This window comes from Novosphingobium ovatum (assembly GCF_009909235.1).
GTDB lineage: Bacteria > Pseudomonadota > Alphaproteobacteria > Sphingomonadales > Sphingomonadaceae > Novosphingobium > Novosphingobium ovatum.
In genome coordinates, this window is the sequence record NZ_JAAAPO010000001.1 from 234,543 (window position 1) to 248,476 (window position 13,934).

The 13,934-nt window shown below is 66.4% G+C and carries 22 protein-coding genes; 18 read left to right on the forward strand and 4 right to left on the reverse strand.

Features of this window, described 5'->3' with window-relative positions:
- Positions 1-185 precede the first annotated feature (185 nt).
- Complete coding sequence (locus GTZ99_RS01025) at positions 186-770, reverse strand: hypothetical protein (protein WP_161716426.1); 585 nt, start codon at positions 768-770, stop codon at positions 186-188.
- 72 nt (positions 771-842) lie between these two features.
- On the opposite strand from GTZ99_RS01025, the gene GTZ99_RS01030 reads away from it, so the two are divergent.
- The 5 genes from GTZ99_RS01030 (at position 843) to GTZ99_RS01050 (ending at position 3,457) form a co-directional block, all read left to right on the forward strand.
- Complete coding sequence (locus tag GTZ99_RS01030; protein WP_161716427.1) at positions 843-1,637, forward strand: TlyA family RNA methyltransferase; 795 nt, start codon at positions 843-845, stop codon at positions 1,635-1,637.
- 361 nt (positions 1,638-1,998) lie between these two features.
- Positions 1,999-2,553: a TspO/MBR family protein gene (locus GTZ99_RS01035; RefSeq protein WP_161716428.1), complete on the forward strand. Its 555-nt coding sequence runs from the start codon at positions 1,999-2,001 to the stop codon at positions 2,551-2,553.
- Between the two features lie 135 nt (positions 2,554-2,688).
- Positions 2,689-2,943 carry an accessory factor UbiK family protein gene (locus tag GTZ99_RS01040; protein WP_161716429.1) on the forward strand — a complete coding sequence of 85 codons (255 nt, stop codon included), beginning with the start codon at positions 2,689-2,691 and terminating at the stop codon, positions 2,941-2,943.
- A 34-nt stretch (positions 2,944-2,977) separates the two neighbouring features.
- The gene (locus GTZ99_RS01045; RefSeq protein WP_161716430.1) at positions 2,978-3,124 is read left to right on the forward strand and encodes a hypothetical protein; all 147 of its coding nucleotides are present in this window, start codon (positions 2,978-2,980) and stop codon (positions 3,122-3,124) included.
- A 27-nt stretch (positions 3,125-3,151) separates the two neighbouring features.
- Complete coding sequence (locus GTZ99_RS01050; protein ID WP_406818573.1) at positions 3,152-3,457, forward strand: GNAT family N-acetyltransferase; 306 nt, start codon at positions 3,152-3,154, stop codon at positions 3,455-3,457.
- Between the two features lies 1 nt (position 3,458).
- On the opposite strand, the gene gmk is transcribed toward GTZ99_RS01050, so the two are convergent.
- Genes gmk through GTZ99_RS01065 form a run of 3 tightly spaced genes read right to left on the reverse strand, consistent with a single transcriptional unit; the run spans position 3,459 to position 4,953 of the window.
- Positions 3,459-4,118, reverse strand: a complete 660-nt coding sequence (gene gmk / locus GTZ99_RS01055) for a guanylate kinase (RefSeq protein ID WP_227711014.1) — start codon at positions 4,116-4,118, stop codon at positions 3,459-3,461.
- Between the two features lie 41 nt (positions 4,119-4,159).
- Complete coding sequence (locus GTZ99_RS01060; RefSeq protein ID WP_161716432.1) at positions 4,160-4,465, reverse strand: hypothetical protein; 306 nt, start codon at positions 4,463-4,465, stop codon at positions 4,160-4,162.
- The gene (locus tag GTZ99_RS01065; RefSeq protein ID WP_161716433.1) at positions 4,462-4,953 is read right to left on the reverse strand and encodes an SspB family protein; all 492 of its coding nucleotides are present in this window, start codon (positions 4,951-4,953) and stop codon (positions 4,462-4,464) included. The genes GTZ99_RS01060 and GTZ99_RS01065 overlap by 4 nt, the downstream gene beginning before the upstream one ends.
- A 155-nt stretch (positions 4,954-5,108) precedes the next feature.
- Here GTZ99_RS01065 and hisB point away from each other — a divergent pair, with 155 nt between their 5' ends.
- From hisB to pal, 13 genes are all read left to right on the forward strand, one after another.
- Positions 5,109-5,717: an imidazoleglycerol-phosphate dehydratase HisB gene (gene hisB / locus GTZ99_RS01070; protein WP_161716434.1), complete on the forward strand. Its 609-nt coding sequence runs from the start codon at positions 5,109-5,111 to the stop codon at positions 5,715-5,717.
- An 11-nt stretch (positions 5,718-5,728) separates the two neighbouring features.
- Positions 5,729-6,349, forward strand: coding sequence for an imidazole glycerol phosphate synthase subunit HisH (gene hisH / locus GTZ99_RS01075; RefSeq protein WP_161716435.1), 621 nt, complete (start codon positions 5,729-5,731; stop codon positions 6,347-6,349).
- 1 nt (position 6,350) lies between these two features.
- Positions 6,351-7,082 carry a 1-(5-phosphoribosyl)-5-[(5-phosphoribosylamino)methylideneamino]imidazole-4-carboxamide isomerase gene (hisA, locus tag GTZ99_RS01080; protein WP_161716436.1) on the forward strand — a complete coding sequence of 244 codons (732 nt, stop codon included), beginning with the start codon at positions 6,351-6,353 and terminating at the stop codon, positions 7,080-7,082.
- 1 nt (position 7,083) lies between these two features.
- On the forward strand, positions 7,084-7,860 hold the full coding sequence (gene hisF / locus GTZ99_RS01085) for an imidazole glycerol phosphate synthase subunit HisF (RefSeq protein ID WP_161716437.1): 777 nt from the start codon (positions 7,084-7,086) through the stop codon (positions 7,858-7,860).
- Between the two features lie 198 nt (positions 7,861-8,058).
- Positions 8,059-8,247, forward strand: coding sequence for a hypothetical protein (locus tag GTZ99_RS01090; protein ID WP_161716438.1), 189 nt, complete (start codon positions 8,059-8,061; stop codon positions 8,245-8,247).
- An 83-nt stretch (positions 8,248-8,330) separates the two neighbouring features.
- On the forward strand, positions 8,331-8,675 hold the full coding sequence (locus tag GTZ99_RS01095) for a phosphoribosyl-ATP diphosphatase (RefSeq protein WP_161716439.1): 345 nt from the start codon (positions 8,331-8,333) through the stop codon (positions 8,673-8,675).
- A gap of 26 nt (positions 8,676-8,701) precedes the next feature.
- Positions 8,702-9,079, forward strand: a complete 378-nt coding sequence (locus tag GTZ99_RS01100) for a histidine triad nucleotide-binding protein (protein ID WP_161716440.1) — start codon at positions 8,702-8,704, stop codon at positions 9,077-9,079.
- Positions 9,080-9,149: 70 nt separating this feature from the next.
- Positions 9,150-9,617 carry a YbgC/FadM family acyl-CoA thioesterase gene (locus GTZ99_RS01105; protein ID WP_161716441.1) on the forward strand — a complete coding sequence of 156 codons (468 nt, stop codon included), beginning with the start codon at positions 9,150-9,152 and terminating at the stop codon, positions 9,615-9,617.
- Positions 9,618-9,639: 22 nt separating this feature from the next.
- Positions 9,640-10,371 (forward strand): protein TolQ, encoded by a 732-nt coding sequence (tolQ, locus tag GTZ99_RS01110; protein ID WP_161716442.1) that lies wholly within the window; start codon positions 9,640-9,642, stop codon positions 10,369-10,371.
- Between the two features lie 4 nt (positions 10,372-10,375).
- Positions 10,376-10,915 carry a biopolymer transporter ExbD gene (locus GTZ99_RS01115; RefSeq protein WP_161716443.1) on the forward strand — a complete coding sequence of 180 codons (540 nt, stop codon included), beginning with the start codon at positions 10,376-10,378 and terminating at the stop codon, positions 10,913-10,915.
- A gap of 5 nt (positions 10,916-10,920) precedes the next feature.
- Entirely contained in the window at positions 10,921-11,940 is a 1,020-nt protein-coding gene (locus tag GTZ99_RS01120; protein ID WP_161716444.1) for an energy transducer TonB, read from the forward strand.
- A 2-nt stretch (positions 11,941-11,942) separates the two neighbouring features.
- On the forward strand, positions 11,943-13,334 hold the full coding sequence (gene tolB / locus GTZ99_RS01125) for a Tol-Pal system beta propeller repeat protein TolB (protein ID WP_161716445.1): 1,392 nt from the start codon (positions 11,943-11,945) through the stop codon (positions 13,332-13,334).
- 56 nt (positions 13,335-13,390) lie between these two features.
- On the forward strand, positions 13,391-13,927 hold the full coding sequence (gene pal / locus GTZ99_RS01130) for a peptidoglycan-associated lipoprotein Pal (RefSeq protein WP_161716446.1): 537 nt from the start codon (positions 13,391-13,393) through the stop codon (positions 13,925-13,927).
- The last annotated feature ends 7 nt before the right edge of the window (positions 13,928-13,934 follow it).

Genomic DNA, 13,934 nt, shown 5'->3' on the forward strand with positions numbered 1-13,934 from the left:
ACAATGTGTCGCATTCGCCCCTGCACAACAAGTCTTGCGGCAAAATATTTTGTCGTCAGAATGGAGTCTTCGCGCCGCAAAGGGGGCGGTGATTTGCGCCGCGCGTCAATGGGTTGCGCGCCCGCTCGGCGGTATGCGGCCGATTGCGCCGGGCCATTTATCAACAACCGTTGGGCTGAGGCGAATCAGCCCCCCGCGCGGCACCGTTCCACCACGCGCCCGACCGCCGGATCGGCCGGCAGGTACAGTGGCGTCATCCCCGGCACCGCCACCATCAACCGCGCGCGGGTAAAGGCCATGGCGTCCAGCAGGCGATCGCCCACCGGCAGCACCGCCTGTACACCGATCGCGCCGCCGGTGGCCAGTGGCGCGGCATTCAGCGTGCGCTTTTGCGTGGCGGTGCTGATTTCGATCTGGGGGATGAAGGGGGCGGGGCCGCCCGCCGCCGCACTGCGTTCCAGCACCACCCCGCCACGCGCCGGGTCACAACGCAGGGCGAATGCGCCCTCGGCCCCGCGATAGGCCGCCTGTGGGGGCACGGCGCCGCTGCCAACGCTCCATGCGCCCGCGCTGATCGGCGCCTGCGTCCATGGCACGGTGGGGGCGGGCGGCGGTGGTGGCGCAACTGGCGCAACGGTGGGCGCTGGCGCGGGCGGCGGCGCGCTGATCACGGGGGCTGCCGCCTCGTCACAGGCGGACAGGGCGCAGGCCCCGCACAACAGGACCAGCGTGGAAATGACGGGCGCGCGGCGCGCAGGATTTGCCTTCATCGCGCCGGTATGGAATGAGGGCGCGGCCCAGACAACCGCTTTGTCCTCCATTCTTCCCAACGGCGACACACTTTGACCCACACTCCCAAGCCCAAACCCGCCGCCAAGATCCGTGTTGATCAGGCGCTGGTGGAACGCGGCATCGCCGAGAGCCGCGCGCGGGCGCAGGCGCTGATTTTGGCCGGCGTGGTGTTTTCGGGCGAGACCAAGATCGCCAAGGCGGGCCAGACCATCGCCGCCGACGCTCCGCTGGAGGCGCGCGGGCGCGACCATCCGTGGGTGTCGCGCGGCGGGATCAAGCTGGCCCATGCCATCGCCCATTTCGCGCTGGACCCGACCGGCGTCAACGCGATGGACATCGGCAGCAGCACCGGCGGCTTTACCGATGTGTTGCTGACGCATGGGGCGGACCATGTCTTTGCGGTGGATTCGGGCACCAACCAACTGGCGTGGAAGCTGCGTCAGGATCCGCGCGTCACTGTGCTGGAACAGACCAGCGCCCGTATCCTGACCGCCGATCATATCACCGCGCCCTGTGCGTGGGTGGTGTGCGACGCCAGCTTTATCGCGCTGGCCAAGGTGCTGGACGTGCCCTTGGCGCTGGCCGCGCCCGATTGCCGTCTGGTCGCGCTGATCAAGCCGCAGTTCGAGGTGGGGCGGGCCGAGGTGGGCAAGGGCGGCGTGGTGCGTGATCCCACGTTGCACGCGCGGGTCTGCGACGAGGTGCGCGGCTGGGTGGAAGGATTGGGCTTTACGGTCGATGGCATCGTGGAAAGCCCGATCACCGGACCAGAAGGCAATGTCGAATTCCTGATCTCGGCATGGCGTGGCCGTCCGGTCGGGGCGGCAGGGGATGTGGCGGAATAGGGCTGAACCGGATCAATTCCAGCGCATTGCTTCCTCTGGGCGCGAAATGGCTCCATTTTGGTGGGGCCGACCTTGATCGCATTGCGTGCCCGGCCGTAGGGGGTAAATACGGAATTAAGCATTTCTGGCCGCGGGAATTCGGATTCGCCCCCGCAATCCCGCCGGAATCTGGAACATGATACGCGCCGGGCGGACAACGCCCCCGCGGGAGAGGTTGAGGAGGGTGCGGGCCGGTTCCGCACTGTTGAGAGGGCCTGTGGGGATTCCCTGCATGGTTCAGGCTGCGCGGGTCGTCCGCGTATGGAGGGTGTGACGCCGGCGCCGTGATGGTGTCCGGCTGACGCGGGAGCGTTGTGCCAAGATGACCGAGATTGCTTCTTCGTGGCAATTGCGCATGGGTTTTGCGCGATGGGCATTGGTGACTGTACCGGGGGTGATGCTGCTGGGCTTTTTGTCCGGGCGGCTGGCGGGCAGCGCGGCGGACAATCCGTGGTTTGCGGCGCTGGTCAAACCGGCGCTATATCCCCCGCCAATCGTCTTTCCGCTGGTGTGGAGCGTACTGTACCTGATGATGGGGGTGGCGCTGGCCATCGTCATTGCGGCGCGGGCCGCGCCCGGGCGTGGCTTGGCGGTGATGCTGTTCATCACCCAATTGCTGCTTAATCTGGTGTGGTCGCCGTTGTTCTTTGGCGGACATCAGATCGGCGCATCGCTGTCGCTGTTGCTGGCGATTGCGGTGGGCATTGCGGCGACGATGGCGCTGTTTGGCCGGGTGCGGCCGGTGGCGGCATGGCTGATGGCGCCCTATCTGGCGTGGGTGCTGTTTGCCGGGGTGCTGACGTGGCAATTGCTGGTGCTCAATCCGGGGGCGGACGGGCTGGCCACATCCTCGGTCGTCGCACGGATGAAGCTGTAGGCGGGGCAAATTGCAGCGCGGGCAGTGTGCCCCCTTGCGCGGCGGGCAATGCAGCGCCATTTAGGGCGCGGTGCGGCCGCGCGGTGATCGCGGGCCGCGCGCAAATGTCCATCAAACACGGAAAATGGCGCCAAGATGCAAAGCGAAAACCCCCTGATCGCCGACTTTGTCAAGCTGATGAACAGCGCGGCGGGCACGCTGGCGGGCGCGACCAAGGAAGCGCGCGATTCGGCGCGTGAGCGTTTGCGTGAGACGTTCGGCGGGGTGGATTTCGTCAGCCGTGAGGAATTTGACGCGGTCAAGCAGATGGCAGCCAAGGCGCGTGAAGAGGCCGAGGACCTGAAGGCCCGCATCGCCGCGCTGGAAGCCAAGCTGAACGCGCAAGGCTAAACCGACAGGCGCGGTCCTACACAGGGTTTCTGGCATGTCTGTGGCGATCCATCCTGCCACAGCGGCCGATATCGCCGGGATTATCGCGCTGAACGCGGATGTGCAGGCGGCACATGCGGCCGCTTTGCCGCATTTGTTTCATGCGCAACTGGCGCCTGATGCCGCTGTCGCGTTTTGGTAGGCGCGGCTGACGGCGGCGGATCATCAGGTGGCGGTGGTGCGCGCCGATACGCGGCCATGCGCCTATGTCTGGTGGGAATGGCAGGTGCGGCCCGCCCATCTGCTCGGCCCGGCGCGGGCGCGGGCCTATAGTCACCACATGGCGGTGGCCGCATCGGCGCGGCGGCAGCGTATCGGCCGCGCCTTGGTCGCCTATGTGGGCGATCAGGCGGCGCGGCGTGGGTCAGGCGATCTGGCGCTGGACGTGTGGGCGATCAATCCGTCAGCACAGGCGTTCTATGCCGCCTTGGGCTTTACCCCACAGCGAATGGTGATGATCCGCGCGGCAGGCTGAATCAGCCCTGTGGTTTCAAAAGCTCGCGGACAAAGGGGATCAGCCCGGTCTGGCGCGTGCGCTTCATGCGCTCGGCGGCCAGAATTTCGCGTACTTGGGCGAAACAGGCGTCGATGTCATCGTTCACCACGACATAGTCATAGCTGTCCCAGTGGGTGATTTCGGCCTGTGCGCGGGCCATGCGGTCAGCGATGACTTCGGCCGAATCGGTGCCGCGGCCCGACAGGCGGCGGTGCAGTTCCTGAATGCTGGGCGGCAGGACAAAGATGCGCACGACATCGGTTCCGGCCTTCTGGCTCAATTGCTGCGTGCCCTGCCAGTCGATGTCGAACAGGAAATCGCGGCCTTCCTTTAGCCCTTCGCGGATCTGTGCCTTGGGCGTGCCGTAGGAATTGCCGAAAACGGTAGCCCATTCGTAAAAGGCGTTGTCCTCGGCCATGCGGTCAAAGGTATCGCGGCTGACGAAATAATAGTCCTTGCCCTCGACCTCGCCGGGGCGGGGGGCGCGTGTGGTGACAGACACCGAGGGCCGGATTTCGCTATCCTCGGCCAGCAGGCGGCGGGCGATGGTGGTTTTGCCCGCGCCCGATGGGCTGGACAGGATCAGCATCAGGCCACGGCGTTGCAGGCGATTGGCGGCGGCAGAGATCGTATCAGGCATAGCGCCCGATGCCGCAAGCCGGGGCCGCGATCAAGAGGGGATCAGTCCACCTTGCGCTGGTCAGTCAGCGCGGGGGCAGCCTGCGTGCCCTCGGTCCGCGCGGCGGCGTCACGCGCCTTTTTGCGGTCGTACAGATGTTTGGCCAACAGCGCGCCGCCCACGACGATCGCGCCGGGCACCGATTTGGTCGCCACCCGCAACAGCGCGGCGCCAGCGATCTTGCGCGGCAGGCTGATGCGTTGCTGGCCCTTGGTGGCGTCGGCGGTCAGCACCACGCTGTCGACCGCCTTGGCCACCAGCTTGGTTCCGTTGTCGCGCAACACCTTGCCCAGCAACGCCTTGCTCATTTCTTGCGGCCGAAATCGACGGTCACGACATTCGACCCATCCTCGGCAACGGCGACAGGGCCGTCGGGCGAATCGTTCTCCGCATCCTCATGCGGTTCGTGCTCCATATCCTCGACCGAGGCCTGGAATTGCAGGCCAAAATCCACCGCCGGATCAACAAAGGCCGTGATCGCCGAGAACGGGATCACCAGCTTGGCTGGCAGCTGGTTGAACGACAGGCCCACGGTAAAGCCATCGGATTCAACATGCAGGTCCCAGAACTTGTTTTGCAGGACGATGGTCATCTCGTCGGGGAAACGCGTTTTCAGGTTCTGCGGGATGTCGACGCCGGGGGCCTGCGTCTTGAACGTGATATAGAAATGGTGGTTGCCCGGCAGATTGCCGCCAGAGGATTCCACCTGCCCCAGCACACGGCCGACCACCGCACGCAGGGCCTCCTGCACGATTTCGTCATAGGGGATGAGGCTGTCGGGCATGTTGTCAGTCATGCGCAGTCAAGTGGCGCTTGGGGGCCGCGCGGTCAAGGGGGGATTGCCCGCGGCGCGCCACATCCGCCCCGATCGGCGCGGTTTTGGCCCGAAAGGGCGGGCAAAGGGCGCGCGCGGCCTTGCCATTGGGGCCTCCGCGCGTATAGGGGCAGGCCATGCGCACCGCCCGTATCGCCCGCAAGACGCACGAGACCGATATTCTCGTGGACGTGAACCTCGATGGAACGGGGAAGTATGATGTCTCGACCGGCATCGGCTTCCTTGACCACATGGTCGAGCAGTTCTCGCGCCATTCGCTGATCGACATGACCGTCCATATCAAGGGCGACCTGCATGTCGATCAACACCACACGACCGAGGATTGCGCCATCGCGCTGGGCCAGTGCATCGCACAGGCGCTGGGCGACAAGGGCGGGATTGGCCGCTATGGTCAGGTCTATTCCCCCATGGACGAGGCGCTGGCCCGCGTGGCGCTGGACATCTCTGGCCGTCCGTGGCTGGTGTGGAAGGTGCCGTTCTCGCAGCCCCGTCTGGGCGAAATGGACACCGAGCTGTTCGAGCACTGGTTCCAGTCCTTTGCGCAGGCCTGTGGCATCACGCTGCACATCGAATTGCTGTACGGCAGCAACAACCACCACATCATCGAGGGCGTCTACAAGGGCCTTGCCCGCGCGATGCGGACGGCGGTGGAACTGGACCCGCGCAAGGGCGGCGCCATCCCCAGCACCAAGGGGTTGCTGGGTGACGGTTCGCTGGCAGGCTGACGGGGCAGACCATGGCTGAGGTTCTGGCGCTGATCGATTATGGCGCAGGCAATCTGCATTCGGTGGCCAATGCGCTGAAGGCGGCGGGCGCGCAGGGCGTGCGTGTGACGGCCGACCCTGAGGTTGTGCGCGGCGCCGACCGCATTGTCCTGCCCGGCGTTGGCTCGTTCCGCGCCTGTGCCGAGGGGTTGCGCGCCATCCCCGGCCTGATCGCCGCGATGGAAGAGCGCGTGCTGGAGGGCGGCGCGCCGTTTCTGGGCATTTGCGTGGGGATGCAATTGCTGGCCACGCAGGGCGTTGAACATGGCGTGACGCAGGGCCTTGGCTGGATCGGCGGCGAGGTCCGCCATATCGAACGCACGGACCCCGCGATCAAGATCCCGCATATGGGCTGGAACGATGTCCTGCCCGCCGCCCACGCGCCCCTGATCGAGGGTGGTGAGGCCTATTTCCTGCACTCCTATCACTTTGTCCCCGACAATGGCCATCACAGCGCGGCGGTCACCGATCACGGTGGCGGGCTGGTCGCGGCGGTGGCGCGCGACAATATCGTGGGCGTGCAATTCCACCCGGAAAAGAGCCAGTCCTATGGGCTGGAGCTGTTGTCCCGCTTTTTGACATGGAAGCCGTAAGATGATCGTATTTCCCGCCATCGACCTCAAGGGTGGTCAGGTTGTGCGCCTGTCCGAAGGCGATATGGATCGCGCCACTGTTTATGGTGACAATCCGGCGGCGCAGGCGATGCTGTTTGCCAATGCCGGCAGCCAGTATCTGCATGTGGTCGATCTGGACGGCAGCTTTGCCGGGCGCGCGGAAAACGCGGCGGCGGTGCAGGCGATTTTGGCCGAATTTCCCGGCCATGTGCAATTGGGCGGCGGCATCCGCACCCGCGAAGCCGTCGAGGGCTGGTTCGATCTGGGCGTCAGCCGCGTCGTCATGGGCTCTGCCGCGCTGAAGGATCCCGAATTCGTCAAGGACATGGCGCGCGCCTTCCCCGGCGGGATCGTTGTGGCCGTGGACGCGCGCGATGGCTTTGTCGCGACCGAGGGCTGGGCCGATGTGTCGGACGTGGCGGTGGTGGATCTGGCCCGCCGGTTCGAGGATGCGGGCGTGGCCTCGCTGCTCTTCACCGACATTGGCCGCGATGGTCTGCTAAAGGGCGTGAACATTGACGCCACCGTTGATCTGGCGCGCCGCGTGGACATTCCGGTGATCGCGTCCGGCGGGGTCAAGGGGCTGGACGATATCCGCCTGTTGGCGCTGCACGCCGGGGACGGGATCGAGGGCGTCATCACTGGCCGCGCCCTGTACGAGGGCAAGCTGGATCTGGCCGCCGCCATCGCCATGGCGATGAAGGACAACTGAGATGACCGTCCGTGTCCGCGTCATCCCCTGTCTGGACGTGCGCGATGGGCGTGTGGTCAAGGGCGTGAACTTTGTCGATCTGCGTGATGCGGGCGACCCGGTGGAACAGGCCCGCGCCTATGACGCGGCGGGCGCGGACGAATTGTGCTTTCTGGACATCAGCGCCAGCCACGAAGGGCGCGGCACCTTGCTGGACGTGGTGCGCCGCACGGCCGAGGTGTGCTTTATGCCGCTGACGGTGGGTGGCGGCGTGCGATCGGCCGAGGACGCGCGCGCCTTGCTGCTGGCCGGCGCGGACAAGGTGGCGGTGAACAGCGCCGCCGTCAGCCGCCCCGAAGTGGTGCGCGACATCGCGGAAAAGTTCGGTAGCCAGTGCATCGTCGCCAGTGTCGACGCGCGCCGGGTGAACGCGCCCGGTGAGCCTTCGCGCTGGGAAATCTTTACCCATGGCGGGCGCAAGGCCACCGGCATCGACGCGCTGGAACATGCGGTGCGGCTGACCGCGCTGGGGGCTGGCGAATTGCTGGTGACCAGCATGGATGGCGATGGCACGCAGGCGGGCTATGATCTGGAACTGACGCGCGCGATTGCCGACGCGGCCAGCATTCCGGTGATCGCCAGCGGGGGCGTGGGCAATCTGGACCATCTGGTCGCGGGCGTTACGCAGGGCCATGCCAGCGCTGTGCTGGCGGCCAGCATTTTCCATTTTGGCAAGCACACCATTGCCCAGGCGCATGCCGCATTGCGCGCCGCCGGATTGCCCGCCCGCGCGCATTGATCCGGGCTTTGGCCGCCCTGCCGTATTGTCGGTGGGGTTGACACGGGCAGGCCGCCTTTCGGCAAATCCTTGTCGGGAAATTTACCAATGCCGCGCGTCCGGGCTGCGGCGTTAACCATCCCGCGCCCGCATTTTCGGCCTTTTTGGTAAATGGCACGGCCTTTGCGTTAACGATCCTGACACAGGGAGGTGTTAACCATGCGGACATTCCTTAACCTTTCGGCAGGGCTGCTGCTCAGTGTGATGCTGGCCCAGCCGGTGCTGGCGCAAACGGGCGGGCCGATTACCGGGACGTCGGATCTCTCGCTGATGGCGTTGGGGCTGGCGGGGCTGATGTTGGGCCATATTGGCGGGCAAAGCCGCAAGCGTATCCAGCCCGAGGACTGAAATGATCAGGCAGGCCCCGTCGGTGCGGATGGGGCCTGCATGATGGCTTGACCAATGCGTGCGGAGACCGCATCGCTGGCGCCATGGAATCGCCCGCTGACATTGCCGCTCTGGCCACGCTTGCCCGTCTGGAAGCCACCATCGCCCAGCGGCGGCAGGCCGACCCCAGCACATCCTATGTCGCCAAGCTGAGCGCGCGCGGCACACCCAAGATCGCCCAGAAAGTGGGCGAGGAAGCCGTGGAATCGGTGATCGCCGCCATGGCTGACGACCGCGCCGGGCTGATCGGGGAAAGCGCCGACCTGTTGTTCCACCTGATGGTGCTGTGGGCGGACAAGGGCGTCGCGTTGGCCGATGTCTGCGCCGAACTGGACCGCCGCGAAGGCACCAGCGGCATCGCCGAAAAGGCCAGCCGCCCCAAGGCCTGATCCACCACAGCACAAGGTTTCCGCCAATGCCGATCGACCCCCGCCAGCCCTATGACGACGCCAATATCTTTGCCCGGATCCTGCGCGGCGAGATCCCCTGCAACAAGGTGTATGAGGACGACTTCGCGCTGGCCTTCCACGACATCGCCCCGCAGGCGCCGGTGCATGTGCTGGTGATCCCCAAGGGGCCCTATGTCAGCTGGGATGACTTTTCCGCCCATGCGCCCGCCGATTTGATCGCGGGTTATGTGCGCGCGGTGGGACATGTGGCGCGGGAACTGGGTCTGGTCGATCCGGGCTATCGCCTGTTGGCCAATATCGGCGTGGATGGCGGGCAGGAAGTGCCCCATCTGCACATCCACCTGTTTGGCGGCGCGCCGCTGGGGCGGATGATTTCGGCCTGAAAAATCCGCGCCGGAACGGGTGAGCGCCCTTGCGGGGATGGGCGGCTTGCGTCTAGACCCCTGTGTCACGATGAGCCAGCCACCGCCCCCACCCTCCGGCGCCCTCGACGGGCCGACGCACCTGTATACCGTGCGCGCCTTTTACGAGGATACCGACCTGTCGGGCGTGGTATATCATGCCAATTATCTCAAATGGTTCGAACGCGCGCGCTCTGACCTGCTGCGCCTGCTGGGCATTGATCAGCGCGCCGCGGTCGAGGCGGGCGAGGGTGCCTATGCCGTCGCCGAGATGACCATCCGTTACGCCAGTCCGGCCAAGCTGGACGATGTGGTGGTGGTGCGCAGCAGCGTCGAGGAGCTGGGCGCGGCCTCCTGTCGCATGCGTCAGCTTGCGTTCAGGGGCGACGTGCTGTTGGCACAGGCCAGCGTGCGGGTCGGCTTTGTCGCGCCCGATGGCCGCCCGCGCCGCCAGCCTGCGCCTTGGCGCGCGGCTTTTGCCCAATTCATGGCCGCCCACGCGGCCACCAACCCGTCCTGATGTCCAAAGGCCAGAGCCACACATGACCGACCTTTCGCTGCTTTCCCTTGCCGCCGCCTCGCTGCCTGCCGGGGGCGGCGCGCCTTCGCATCTTGATCCGCTGGCGCTGTTCATGAACGCGGACATCGTGGTCAAATGCGTGCTGGCGGCGCTGGCGGCGGCCAGTGTTTGGGGCTGGATGATCATCCTCTCGTTTGGCATCCGCGTCAGCGTGCTGCGCCGGGGCAGCGATGAGTACGAGGCCGAGTTCTGGAAGGCGCGCGACATTGACGCGTTCCAGAACGCCCGTTCCGGCGGCAAGACGGCTGATCTGCCGGTGGCCAAGGTGGTGAGCGCGGCCCTGTCCGAATGGCGCCGCAGCGTTGGTGGCAAGGTGGACCGTGAGGGCGCGCGCGCGCGTCTGGCCGCCGTGATGGACAGCGTGGTGGCGCAGGAGAGCGAGCGTCTGGGCGATCGGCTGAACTTTCTGGCGACGGTGGGATCGGTCGCGCCCTTTGTCGGCCTGTTCGGCACGGTGTGGGGCATCATGAACAGCTTTTTCCAGATCGGGCAGCAACAGAATTCCTCGCTGGCGGTCGTCGCCCCCGGCATTTCCGAGGCGCTGTTTGCCACCGCCATCGGCCTGTTCGCGGCCATTCCGGCGGTGATCGCCTATAACCGTTTCAGCCATGTGGTGAACGGGTTCGAGGCGCGGCTGCAACGCTTTGCCGACCGGTTCCACGCCACGCTGTCGCGCGAACTGGATGGGATGTAAGCCGATGGCGATGGGCCTGCATTCCTATCGCAAGCGGGGCCGGGGCCGGGGTGGCCGCGCCCCCATGGCCGAGATCAACGTCACGCCGCTGGTCGACGTGATGCTGGTGCTGCTGATCATCTTCATGGTGACGGCCCCGTTGCTCAAGGCGGGGATTCCGATCCATCTGCCTGACAGCCGGGCCAAGCCGCTGGACCAGACGCCGCAGCAGGTGACGGTGACGATGGCGCAGGACGGCACGGTCTATCTGGACGACGCGCCGATCTCGAACGGAGAGCTGGGCGACCGGATCGCCGCACTGCCGCGCGGGGCCGATGGGCAGATGCCGCTGGTGACGCTGCGCGCGGACAAGGGGCTGGAATATGGCCGCGTCGTCGCGCTGATGGGTGAATTGAACCATGCCGGGATCACCACCATCTCGCTGGTGACGATGGCAGGCGTGACGGCGCCCGCGCCGTCTGGGGCAGGCGTGACGGCGCCCGCGCCGTCTGGGGCTGGTGTCACGGCGCCAGCGCCTGCCACCACGACGGGGAGCGGGCAGTAATCCGCATGGCCACCGCCCGGTTCAGAGGGATTGAAGGCGCGGCGCTGTTGCTGGCGGCGGCAGGGCATGTGGCGCTGATCGTCGTGCTGGCGATGCAGCCTGTGCCTCCGCGCGCCCGTCCGCCCGAACGGATGGAAGTGACGATCAGCGATGCGGTCGGGCTGACCTCGCAATCGCCCAGCCGTGAGGCTGCCGCGCCCGATCTGGCGCCCACTTTGGGTGAACGCGCACCGGGAGAGGCCGCGCCGCCGCCGCCCGCCCCCGCGCCAATGCCAGAGCCAAAGCCTGAGCCCAAACCGCTGCCGCCGCCCCCGCCGCCCAAACCCGTGCCGCCCAAACCCGCGCCGCCCAAGCCGGAGCTTTTCCCGCCGCGTCCGGTGCCAAAGCCCATGCCGGTGCCGCCGCCCAAGCCCGTGCCGGTGCCGCCAAAGCCGCAACCCGCCCCGCCAAAGCCCGCGCCGCGCGCGACACCCGTGCCCGATCCGCTGGGCCGGTTGATGGCGCACACGCCGCCCGCGCCCACCCCGCGCGCGCAACCCGCCCCCGGCCCCCGCGCCACGGCCAGCCCCAGCCGCAACGGTCAGGGCGGCAGCGCCGCCAGTCCCAAGCCGCAGGACAAGCCGGGCGGCACCCGCATCGGTGCCGACTTTATGAAGGGGTTGGGCGCCGACACCGGCAAGGCCAAGACACCGCCGGGCGCTACCATTGGCCCGAATGTGCGTTCCGCGCTAAAGGGGGCGATCACCCGTTCATTGAAACCCCATTGGCGCGTGCCGCAGGGGGTGGATACGGACGAACTGGTAACAACGCTGGCCTTTGACCTGAACCGCGATGGCTCGATCAACGGGCCGATCCGCGTGGTGCGTCAGGGTGGCATCACCGATGCCAATCGCCGTCAGGCCGATCTGCACAAGGAAAACGCCATTCGCGCGGTGCGCCTTGCCGCACCTTTTCAGTTGCCTCCTGAATATTACGAGGCATGGAAGAACATCGAGTGGAGCTTTGACAGGAACCTTTCCCAATGATCATGCGTAAAGCCCTTCCTGCCGTGTCGCTGCTGTCGCTGTTGCTGGCGGGCGGCGCTGTTGCCCAGACCATCACGCCCGCGCCTTTGGTCAACGCCGCGCCTGCGGCGCCTGAACCTGTGGGCGGGCCGCTGACGGGCACGGTGTCGGACGATTCGGCGTGGCAGTCATTGGGCATCGCCATCCCAGCCATGGCCACGCCGGCCGATGTGCCCACGGCGGCCAGCGCGGGCGGGACAGCGGCGCTGGGCCATGCGATCTCGACGGTGATCACGGCCGATCTCAAGAACAATGGCCTGTTCAAGCCGACCGGGCCGGACGCGCTGCCGCAGGTGCCATTGCCGCAGGTCGATGCGCCCGAATTTGCCGGGTGGAGCGCGCGCGGCGCCGAAATGCTGGTCCATGGCAGCGTCAGCGCCGGGGCCGATGGGCGGCTGACGGTGGTGTGCAACCTGTATGACATCGCGCTCAAGCAGCAGTTGGTGCATGACAGCTGGGCCTTTGCCGCGGCTGACTGGCGGCGCGCGGCGCATAAATGCGCGGACAAGATCTATGCCCGCCTGTCCGGGGAAAGCCCGTTTTTCGACAGCCGCATCGCCTATATCGCGGAAACCGGGCCCAAGAATTTCCGCATGAAGCGCTTGGCGATCATGGATTCGGACGGGGCCAACCACCGCTATATCACCACGGGTCAGGCGATGGCGATGACGCCGCGTTTTTCGCCCGATTACAAATCGATCGTCTATCTGTCGTACCTCAACGGCCGCCCGCGCATCTATGTCTATGACGTGGAACGCAACACACAGCGGCTGGTGATCGAGACCGGCAGCCCCACCTTTGCCCCGCGCTGGTCGCCCGATGGCAAGTGGCTGCTCTATTCGATGGCGGTGGCGGGCAACACCAATATCTATCGCATTGCCGCCGCCGGTGGACAGCCGCAGCAATTGACGGATACGCCCGGCATCAATGTCGGCGGCAGCTATAGCCCCGATGGCCGCCGCATCGTGTTCGAAAGCGACCGTTCGGGCACGCAGCAGATCTATCTGATGAACGCTGATGGCACGAATCAGCACCGCCTCAGCTTTTTCGGCGGGCGCAGCGCCACGCCTGAATGGAGCCCGCGCGGGGATCAGATCGCCTTTACCCACATCGCAGGGAATTTGCGTATTGCGGTGATGCCGGTGGATGGGGGATCGTTCCGCCATCTAACCGACAGCTGGCAGGATGAGGCACCGACCTGGGCGCCCAACGGCCGCATCATCCAGTTCTTTCGGACAGAGGCGAATTCGGGCCGTACCAGCCTGTGGCAGGTCGATCTGACCGGCCGGAACGAACGCCGCCTGCCCACACCTGTTGACGGATCGGACCCCGCGTGGGGGCCGATTCGCGAATGAACTTTCCGGACCGGGGGGAACCGGTTAGGTTATCCCAACTGACTAAGGAGAAGACCATGCCGAACATGCCCCAACTGGCCCGTCGTCACGGCGCGCTGGTCGCGCTGACGGTGTCGGCGCTGGCGTTGGCCGCCTGTGCCAGCACGCCCAAGGAACTGCCGCCGCCACCCGTTGCCGTGGCCAGCAGCACGGTGGAAACCCCGCCGCAGACCCCGCCCGGCCCGGCCGAGGGATCGGCTGCGCATTATCTGGCGACGATGATGGGCCGTGACACGGTCTATTTCGCCTATGACAAATATAACATCGATCCGGTCGCGGCCGCCTCGTTGCAGGCGCAGGCGCAGTGGTTGATGCGTTACGCCGGCAAGCGCGCCACGATCGAGGGTCACGCCGACGAGCGCGGCACCCGCGATTACAACATCGCGCTGGGTGAGCGTCGCGCGACGGCGGCCAAGAACTATCTGGTGTCGCTGGGCGTGGATGCGGCCCGTCTGACGGTGGTCAGCTATGGCAAGGATCGCCCGGTGGCGCTGGGCTCGGACGAGGCGTCCTGGGCCAAGAACCGTCGCGCCGTGACGGTGGTGATCGACTGATCCAGCG

What these genes read in the sequence shown, in the direction of transcription:
- GTZ99_RS01025 (WP_161716426.1), bottom strand. Translation starts at nt 770, where the DNA reads ATGAAGGCAAATCCTGCGCGCCGCGCGCCCGTCATTTCCACGCTGGTC.
- GTZ99_RS01035 (WP_161716428.1), top strand. Translation starts at nt 1,999, where the DNA reads ATGACCGAGATTGCTTCTTCGTGGCAATTGCGCATGGGTTTTGCGCGA.
- GTZ99_RS01040 (WP_161716429.1), top strand. Translation starts at nt 2,689, where the DNA reads ATGCAAAGCGAAAACCCCCTGATCGCCGACTTTGTCAAGCTGATGAAC.
- GTZ99_RS01045 (WP_161716430.1), top strand. Translation starts at nt 2,978, where the DNA reads ATGTCTGTGGCGATCCATCCTGCCACAGCGGCCGATATCGCCGGGATT.
- gmk (WP_227711014.1), bottom strand. Translation starts at nt 4,118, where the DNA reads ATGCCTGATACGATCTCTGCCGCCGCCAATCGCCTGCAACGCCGTGGC.
- GTZ99_RS01060 (WP_161716432.1), bottom strand. Translation starts at nt 4,465, where the DNA reads ATGAGCAAGGCGTTGCTGGGCAAGGTGTTGCGCGACAACGGAACCAAG.
- GTZ99_RS01065 (WP_161716433.1), bottom strand. Translation starts at nt 4,953, where the DNA reads ATGACTGACAACATGCCCGACAGCCTCATCCCCTATGACGAAATCGTG.
- hisB (WP_161716434.1), top strand. Translation starts at nt 5,109, where the DNA reads ATGCGCACCGCCCGTATCGCCCGCAAGACGCACGAGACCGATATTCTC.
- hisH (WP_161716435.1), top strand. Translation starts at nt 5,729, where the DNA reads ATGGCTGAGGTTCTGGCGCTGATCGATTATGGCGCAGGCAATCTGCAT.
- hisA (WP_161716436.1), top strand. Translation starts at nt 6,351, where the DNA reads ATGATCGTATTTCCCGCCATCGACCTCAAGGGTGGTCAGGTTGTGCGC.
- hisF (WP_161716437.1), top strand. Translation starts at nt 7,084, where the DNA reads ATGACCGTCCGTGTCCGCGTCATCCCCTGTCTGGACGTGCGCGATGGG.
- GTZ99_RS01090 (WP_161716438.1), top strand. Translation starts at nt 8,059, where the DNA reads ATGCGGACATTCCTTAACCTTTCGGCAGGGCTGCTGCTCAGTGTGATG.
- GTZ99_RS01095 (WP_161716439.1), top strand. Translation starts at nt 8,331, where the DNA reads ATGGAATCGCCCGCTGACATTGCCGCTCTGGCCACGCTTGCCCGTCTG.
- GTZ99_RS01100 (WP_161716440.1), top strand. Translation starts at nt 8,702, where the DNA reads ATGCCGATCGACCCCCGCCAGCCCTATGACGACGCCAATATCTTTGCC.
- GTZ99_RS01105 (WP_161716441.1), top strand. Translation starts at nt 9,150, where the DNA reads ATGAGCCAGCCACCGCCCCCACCCTCCGGCGCCCTCGACGGGCCGACG.
- tolQ (WP_161716442.1), top strand. Translation starts at nt 9,640, where the DNA reads ATGACCGACCTTTCGCTGCTTTCCCTTGCCGCCGCCTCGCTGCCTGCC.
- GTZ99_RS01115 (WP_161716443.1), top strand. Translation starts at nt 10,376, where the DNA reads ATGGCGATGGGCCTGCATTCCTATCGCAAGCGGGGCCGGGGCCGGGGT.
- GTZ99_RS01120 (WP_161716444.1), top strand. Translation starts at nt 10,921, where the DNA reads ATGGCCACCGCCCGGTTCAGAGGGATTGAAGGCGCGGCGCTGTTGCTG.
- tolB (WP_161716445.1), top strand. Translation starts at nt 11,943, where the DNA reads ATGCGTAAAGCCCTTCCTGCCGTGTCGCTGCTGTCGCTGTTGCTGGCG.
- pal (WP_161716446.1), top strand. Translation starts at nt 13,391, where the DNA reads ATGCCGAACATGCCCCAACTGGCCCGTCGTCACGGCGCGCTGGTCGCG.